Source organism: Bradyrhizobium sp. P5_C11_2, from assembly GCF_054049755.1.
Genome location: NZ_JBFULT010000381.1, coordinates 1 through 7,364 on the forward strand (window position 1 = coordinate 1; position 7,364 = coordinate 7,364).

The 7,364-nt window shown below is 64.9% G+C and carries 7 protein-coding genes; 6 read left to right on the plus strand and 1 reads right to left on the minus strand.

Annotated features, from left to right (window positions below):
- On the plus strand, window positions 1-572 hold a 572-nt coding region (locus ACXJL8_RS28255; protein WP_456685980.1), incomplete at its 5' end, for a phage tail protein.
- On the plus strand, window positions 520-1,125 hold the full coding sequence (locus ACXJL8_RS28260) for a GNAT family N-acetyltransferase (RefSeq protein ID WP_456685981.1): 606 nt from the start codon (window positions 520-522) through the stop codon (window positions 1,123-1,125). The genes ACXJL8_RS28255 and ACXJL8_RS28260, both read left to right, overlap by 53 nt.
- A gap of 100 nt (window positions 1,126-1,225) precedes the next feature.
- On the opposite strand, the gene ACXJL8_RS28265 is transcribed toward ACXJL8_RS28260, so the two are convergent.
- On the minus strand, window positions 1,226-2,182 hold the full coding sequence (locus tag ACXJL8_RS28265; RefSeq protein ID WP_456619035.1) for an alpha/beta fold hydrolase: 957 nt from the start codon (window positions 2,180-2,182) through the stop codon (window positions 1,226-1,228).
- A 152-nt stretch (window positions 2,183-2,334) separates the two neighbouring features.
- Here ACXJL8_RS28265 and ACXJL8_RS28270 point away from each other — a divergent pair, with 152 nt between their 5' ends.
- The 4 genes from ACXJL8_RS28270 to metG all read left to right on the plus strand — a co-directional run.
- Window positions 2,335-3,597: a D-alanyl-D-alanine carboxypeptidase family protein gene (locus ACXJL8_RS28270; protein WP_456619036.1), complete on the plus strand. Its 1,263-nt coding sequence runs from the start codon at window positions 2,335-2,337 to the stop codon at window positions 3,595-3,597.
- Between the two features lie 2 nt (window positions 3,598-3,599).
- A complete protein-coding gene (tmk, locus tag ACXJL8_RS28275) occupies window positions 3,600-4,286 on the plus strand; it encodes a dTMP kinase (protein ID WP_456619037.1) in 687 nt (228 codons plus the stop codon).
- A complete protein-coding gene (locus tag ACXJL8_RS28280; protein WP_456619038.1) occupies window positions 4,283-5,329 on the plus strand; it encodes a DNA polymerase III subunit delta' in 1,047 nt (348 codons plus the stop codon). Before tmk ends, ACXJL8_RS28280 begins: the two co-directional genes overlap by 4 nt.
- A gap of 109 nt (window positions 5,330-5,438) precedes the next feature.
- The coding region (gene metG, locus ACXJL8_RS28285) for a methionine--tRNA ligase (RefSeq protein WP_456685982.1) at window positions 5,439-7,364 on the plus strand (1,926 nt) is incomplete at its 3' end.

Below are 7,364 nucleotides of genomic sequence, written 5' to 3' on the forward strand. Positions count from 1 at the left end.
GGTCCGTCTCAAGGAATGCTAACATGTCAGATCCCTACCTCGGCGAAATCCAGGCGTTTCCGTTTCCTTGGGCGACCGGCGGCTTCAACAACGTCTGGCTACCCTGTTTCGGGCAACTCCTCGCGCTGCAAGCCTTCGCTCCGCTGTATTCGCTCATCGGTACCAATTACGGCGGCAACGGAACGACCAATTTCGCTCTGCCCAATTTGAACGGCGCGGTCACGATCAGCCAGGGCGCGGGCCCGGGATTGCAGCCGCGCGTCGTCGGCCAAGCCGTCGGCAGCTCCCAGGTGAGCCTGACCGGCGACAACATGGCGATCCATACGCACGGGCTGCAGCTCGGCAGCAGCAGCGCGCAAAATGCCGCGCCCGGTCCGGGAACGGGAATGAACATGGTCGCGCTCAACCCGGGCTTCAATGGCTTCGTGGCTCCGCCCGGCAACCTCACTTTGTCGCTCAATGCCGTCACGATGACGGGACAGGGGCTGCCCCACGACAATATGCAGCCGACCCAGGCCATTGTCTGGTGCATTGCCTATGCCGGCATCTTCCCGTCCTTCAGCAGCTCCTGATCGGTCAGGATCATGCAACGGGATGATTGACGGCGCGCAGCTCGACATCGTCCCGAACGCCCCGGGTCTGCGGCTGCGACCGGCAAACCTGACCGACGCGCCGTTCATCCGGCATCTGTTTGGGGAGGTGCGGACGGCGCAATTCGCGGCCATGGGCCTGTCGGGGTCGATCCTGGATCAGGTGATCGCACAGCAGTTCCGCAGCCAGACGGCCGGCTACGCCGCGCAATTTCCGGACGCGATTTCGTTGATCATCATGCAGAACGCCACCGCCATCGGCCGACTCCTGCTTCATTGCACGCGCGAGCGCTGGCACATCATCGACATCGCACTGCTCTCCGCTGATCGCGGTCTCGGCTTTGGCACAGCGATATTCGACGCTCTCGAAACGAGCGCTAAGAACCAGAGCACCAAGGCGCTGACGCTCTCGGTGCTCGGGGGCAATCTGCATGCGCGCCGGTTTTACCTGCGGCGAGGGTTTGCCGAGATCGGACCGGAGGGCGCCGTGCATATCGCGATGAGAAAGCATTTCGGCGAGAGCGCGATGAGGTGAGGCTCATCGCGCTTAGGTTGATGTTTGAGCATGATCTCCGCGCAAACGCGTTCCGCGTTTGTCGCGAGGGAAAACCGCTTCGCAATTTTCCGGGTCTGCCTTAACGCGCCGCGGTCTCGCGCAAGAACCTCACCAGCGCGTCGTTGACCTCGTCGGGCCGCTCCTGCTGCACCCAATGGCCGGCGCCCTCGATGATCAGCTTCCGCGTCAGGTTGGGCAGCACGCGCTCCAGCTCGTTGACGCGCTTGGCGCCGATCAGGCCGGTGATGACCGCGTCCTTGGAGCCGGCGATGAAGAGGGAGGGCTGGTGGATCTGCGCATCCTGCCAGGGCGCCGTCAGCTCCCAGTTGCGGTCGATGTTGCGATACCAGTTCAGTCCGCCGCGGAAGCCGGACTTGCGGAAGGTCTCGGTGAAATAGGCCAGATCGGTCTCGCTTAGCCAGGCGGGGAGCTGCTCCTCGGAGATCGCGTGGCCGAGGAAGCCCTTGCCCTCCTGCACGAACATGGCGGCACTGGGATCGGCAAGGCCGCGTCCGCCGAGCACRATCCGCATGGTCCGGGCGACGTCCCGCTCGAGCTCGGCTTCGGCGACGCCGGGGGTCTGGAAATACTGCCAGTAGAAATTGGTGACGCCGCCCTGACGCAGGAGGTCGAGCGGCTTGCCGCGGGCGCGGAACGGCGGCGGCACGCTCAGGCCCGCCACCGCCGTGAAGATGTCGGGGCGGAACAGCGCCGCATGCCACGCCACCGGCGCACCCCAGTCGTGGCCGACCACCATGGCCTTGCTCTCACCGAGCGCCTGCACCAGACCGACCACGTCGCCGACCGTGTCGAAGATCGAGTAGGCGGCAACGTCAGGCGGGGCCGCGCTCTGGCCATAGCCGCGCATGTCGGGGGCGACGACGTGAAAGCCGGCATCTGCGAGCGCCGGGATCTGGTGGCGCCAGGAGTAGGAGAGTTCCGGCCAGCCATGGCACAGCACCACCAGCGGTCCCTGGCCGGCTTCGCGGATGAAGAGGTCRATCCCGTTGGCCTTGATCACGCGGGTGGAGGACATCGCTTTTCCGCCTTGTTTCAGGGGTTTGGTCGAGAAACATCAGGTGCCACGATAGGGGCGCGCCGAGAATCGTGCAAACTCACCGACAAGCGGCAACCTCGTGTTGTTCGCACCGGTTCCAACTGTTAGAACGCCGCTCTCAGGGCTTGGCCATGGCATTTCGTCTCTTTTCGCTCCGTCGCACCCGGTTTGCAGCCGGAGCACTGGCGCGCGGGCTGATCGCGGCGGTCCTGGTGGCGAGCGTCGGCTGGGGCGGCGTGCTCTACGCCGCCAACCAGAGCGTCCAGGGCGCCAAGAAAGCCGAAGATTCCGGCTTTGACGGGGATGCCCCCACCGCGATCCTGATCGAGGCTTCCAGCGGCAGTGTGCTGTTCGAGAAGAACGCCGACGAGCTGCGCGCGCCCTCCAGCATGATGAAGCTGATGACCGCGGAGGTCGTCTTCAACGCCATCAAGAAGGGCGACATCAAGCTGACCGACGAATACCGGATCAGCGAGAACGCCTGGCGCCGGGGTGGGGCGCCCTCCGGCGGCTCGACCATGTTTGCCGCCATCAACAGCAAGGTCTCGGTCGACGATCTCCTGCATGGCGCGATCATCCAGAGCGGCAACGACGCCTGCATCGCGCTCGCCGAAGCCATGGCGGGCAATGAGCGGATTTTCGCCGCCGACTTCATGACCAAGCGCGCCCGCGAGCTCGGCCTGACCAAATCGACCTTCGCCAACTCCAACGGCTTGCCCGACCCCGGCAACAAGATGACGGTGCGCGAGCTCGGCATCCTCGCCCGCCACATCATCCTGGACTTCCCCGAATTCTACAAACTGTTCGGCGAGAAGGAGTTCACCTGGAACAAGATCCGCCAGCCCAACCGCAATCCGCTGCTCAACGCGCTCGAGGGCGCCGATGGCCTGAAGACCGGCTTCACCAAGGAGGGCGGCTACGGCATGGTCGGCTCGGCGGTGCAGAACGGCACGCGGCTGATCGTCGTCGTCAACGGCCTGGAAGATCCCGAGGACCGCGCCACGGAAGCCAAGAAGATGCTGGAATGGGGCTTTCGCAATTTCGAGACCCGCACCTTGATCGCCGCCGACCAGCCCGTCGGCTACGCAAAAGTCTTTGGCGGTGAGAGCCGCTCGGTGAAGCTCGTCGCCAAGACGCCCGTGAAGGTGATGGTGCACAAGAATGGCAGCGACAAGCTGATCGCGCGCGTCGTCTATAGCGGTCCGGTGCGCGCCCCGATCGAAGCCGGCCAGAAGGTTGGCGTGGTCAAGGTCTGGCGCAGCGGCAATATCGCGGTGGAGACGCCCGTCTACGCGGCTGAGCCGATCGGCACCGGCTCGACCATGCGCCGCGCGATCGACGGTGCCAGCGAGCTCGTGATCGGCATGTTCCGAGCGGGCGCCGAGAAACTCTGATCATGAGTGAGAGCGCAGCACAGCGGCCGTCCGGGCGCGGACGCTTCATCACCTTTGAAGGCGGCGAGGGGACTGGCAAGTCGACCCAGATCAAGAAGCTCGCCGACCGCCTCAAGGCAGCAAGGATGCGTACCCTCGTCACGCGCGAGCCGGGCGGCTCGCCGGGTGCCGAGATCATGCGCCATCTGGTGCTGTCGGGGATGGGCAAGCTGCTCGGCCCCGAGGCCGAGACGCTGCTGTTTGCAGCCGCGCGCGATGACCATGTCCGCACCGTGATCGAGCCCGCGCTCAATCGGGGCGCCTGGGTGCTGTGCGACCGCTTCGCCGACTCGACGCGGGCCTATCAGGGCAGCCTCGGCCGCGTGCCGGTGGGCCTTATCAACGCGATGCAGCGGGTCACGATCGGCGATCTCAAGCCTGACCTCACCCTCATCCTCGATTTGCCGGTCGAGATCGGATTGCAGCGCGCCGCCGCGCGTCGTGGCAGCGACACGCCCGATAGGTTCGAGGGCGAGCAGCTCAGCTTCCATCAGGGCCTGCGCGAGGCCTATCGCAAGATCGCTGCGGACGATCCCGGCCGCTGCGTTCTGATCGATGCCAATTCCGATCCTGACACGGTTGCTGGACGAGTCTGGACGGCGCTGCGCGACCGTCTTCTCCCGACCCCTGCATCGGTGGTTTCCCGATGAGCCCGCGCCAGGCCGAACGTGAAACCGCCATTCCGCATCCGCGCGAGACGAGCCTTCTGTTCGGCCATCGCGAGGCCGAGACGGCGCTGCTGGCGGCCTATCGCAGCGGGCGGATCCCGCATGCCTGGCTGATCGGCGGGCCGCAGGGCATCGGCAAGGCGACGCTCGCCTATCGCATGGCGCGCTTCGTGCTCGCCCACGGCCAACCGCTGGCGCCGACCGTGCAGCGCGCCGAGAACCTCGCGATCGATCCGAGCGACGCCGTGGCACGCCAGGTGGCCGCAGAATCCCATGGCGGTTTATTGACGCTCGAGCGCACCGCGAACGACCGCGGTGTGATGCGCACCGTGATCACCGTGGACGAGACGCGCGAGACCATCTCGTTCTTCGGCTCAACCGCGGCGGCCGAGGGCTGGCGCGTCTGCATCGTCGATACCGTCGACGAACTCAATCCAAATGCGGCGAACGCGCTTCTCAAGATCTTGGAGGAACCGCCGCAGCAATCGCTGTTCCTGCTGGTGAGCCACGCGCCTGCGCGCGTGCTCGCCACAATTCAGTCGCGCTGCCGCAAGCTGCGCCTGCGCCCGCTCGCGACCGACGAGGTGATCGGTGCAGCCGCAGCGACCGCGGAGCTCGATGTCAACGACCCCGCGCTGCGCGAGGCGGCGGAGGCCTCCGAGGGCAGCGTTGCGCGGGCGCTGACGCTGCTCGGCGGCGATGCCCTCAAACTTCAGCAGCGCACGGCGGCGCTTTTGGCGCGATTGCCACAAGTCGATCCGCGCGAACTGCACACGCTCGGTGATTCGCTCGGCACCAGCGACCGCGTCGCGCTCGCGGCCTTCATCGACGGCATCGACCGCTGGATCGCCGAGCGCCTGCATGCCGACGAGGCCAATGCCAACCAGAACCTGCCGCGCCTTGCGCGCCTTGCGGAGGTATGGGAAAAGATCGTCCGCGCCGCGCGCGACACCGAAACCTACAATCTGGAGCGAAAGCCCTTGGTTTTCTCGGTGTTCGGCTGGCTGGCGGACGCAACGCGCTAGAGCATGATCCGGAAAAGTGTGTAGCGGTTTTCCGAGAGGATCATGCTCAAAACAATAACCTAACGCAGGTTCGTTTCCAAATTTCGAGAAGCCGGTAAAGGAATTCGTCGTGGCAACGCGAGCTAAGAAAACCGTCAAAGCCAAAAGCAGCAAGAAGGCTGCCAAAAAGGCCGTGAAGAAAGCCGCGAAAAAGGCTGTGAAGGCGCGCGCGTCCAAGGCCGCCAAGAAGGTCAAGAAGACCAAGAAGGCTGCCGCCAAGAAGGGCGTGAAGAAGAGCGCGGCTAAGACGAAGAAGGCCGGCAAGAAGGCTGCGAAGAAGCAGGTCGTCGCCAAGAAGGCGGTGAAGAATGCGGCCAAAAAGGCAGCCAAGTCTCCGGCGACGAGCAAAGCTCCGGCGAACAAGGTCGCCGAGAAAGCGAAAGCGAATGCGCCAGCCGTGATCTCCGCACCGGCTCCTGTTGTCACGCCGCCGAAGGTTGTGAAGCCCAAGGTGTCGAAACCCAAGGCGCCGTCCGCACCGAAGCCCGTCGCAGCTCCGCAAGCCGCAGCTCCCGTTGCCGCTCCTGTGCGTGACAACGTCTTCTACATCACGACGGCAATCGCCTATCCCAACGGCATTCCGCATATCGGTCACGCCTATGAGGCGATCGCGACCGATGCGCTGGCGCGCTTCGCGCGGTTCGACGGCAAGGACGTGTTCTTCCTCACCGGCACCGACGAGCATGGCCTGAAGATGATCCAGACCGCGCAGAACGAGGGCCTGACCCCGTCCGCGCTCGCCGCCCGCAACGCCGGCCGCTTCAAGGACATGGACGAGCGGTTGAACGTGTCGTTCGACCGCTTCATCCGCACCACCGAGGAGCAGCACCATCGCTCCAGCCAGGAGATCTGGCGGCGCATGGCCGCCAACGGCGACATCTATGCCGACACCTATGCCGGCTGGTACTCGGTGCGCGACGAAGCCTATTACGCCGAGGACGAGACGCGCTTGAACGATGATGGCGTGCGTCTGGGGCCTCAAGGGACTCCGGTCGAATGGGTGGAGGAGAAGAGCTACTTCTTCCGCCTGTCGGCCTATCAGGACAGGCTGCTGAAGCTCTACGAAAACCATCCTGAATTCRTCGGCCCGGACTCGCGCCGGAACGAGGTGGTGAGCTTCGTGCGAGGCGGCCTGCGTGATCTCTCGATCTCGCGCACCACCTTCGACTGGGGCGTGAAAGTCCCCGGCGACGAAGAGCACGTGATGTATGTCTGGGTCGACGCGCTCACCAACTACATCACCGGTGTCGGCTTCCCCGACGAGAGCGATGCGAACTGGCGCTACTGGCCGGCCGATGTGCACATCATCGGCAAGGACATCATCCGCTTCCATGCGGTGTACTGGCCGGCGTTTCTGATGTCGGCCGGCATTCCCGTGCAGAAGCGGGTCTATGCCCACGGCTTCCTGTTCAGCAGGGGCGAGAAGATGTCGAAGTCGGTCGGCAATGTCGTCGATCCCTTCAACCTCGCCGACCAATACGGCGTCGACCAGATGCGCTACTTCTTCCTGCGCGAGGTGCCGTTCGGTCAGGACGGCAACTACAACCACGAAGCCATCGTCGCGCGCATCAATGCCGATCTCGCCAACGACCTCGGCAACCTCGCGCAGCGCTCGCTGTCGATGATCGCCAAGCAGCTGGGCGGCGTTTTGCCGGAGCCTGGCGCGTTCAGCGACAACGACAAGGCGATGCTGGCGCAGGCCGACGGCATGATCGCTGCGAGCCGCGAAGCGATGGCGACGCAGCAGATCCACCACTGGCTCAACGCCGTTTGGGCCGTGGTCGCGGAGGCCAACCGCTATTTCGCGGGCGAGGCGCCGTGGGCGCTCGCCAAGACCGATCCTGGCCGGCAGAAGACGGTGCTGTATGTCACCGCGGAAGTCGTGCGCCAGATCGCGATCCTGGCCCAGCCGGCGATGCCGACCGCCTCGGGATTGCTGCTCGACAGCCTCGGTATTCCCGAGTCCGAGCGCAATTTTGTGACGCTCGGTGGCACC